Raw genomic sequence first — 241 nt, forward strand, 5'->3', positions numbered from 1 at the left:
CGGGCGTGGCGGGCGGCACGGCATCGAGCGGCGCTGGCGGCGTGCGCTCGACATCCGGCTTGCCCGAGCCGGGCTGACTGATGCGACCTGGGTTCCTCTTGTCCATCTTCACCAGACCGGTGGCGGTTTGACACAAAAGGAACTGGCTGCCCTCGTCGGGATAGATGGGTCCAGCCTCGTGCGTCTTCTCGATATTCTATGCCGGCAAGGTCTGGCAGAGCGCCGCGTCGATGAAAGGGAT

General features: G+C 64.7%; 1 protein-coding gene. It reads left to right on the forward strand.

From position 1 onward, the window contains the following. Positions 1-73 precede the first annotated feature (73 nt). Positions 74-241 (forward strand): MarR family winged helix-turn-helix transcriptional regulator (locus tag SB822_RS60340; RefSeq protein ID WP_410859550.1); only part of this gene is annotated, 168 nt, incomplete at its 3' end.

Origin of the sequence: Paraburkholderia sp. SIMBA_054 (assembly GCF_046534875.1) — a bacterium.
Lineage (GTDB): Bacteria > Pseudomonadota > Gammaproteobacteria > Burkholderiales > Burkholderiaceae > Paraburkholderia > Paraburkholderia hospita.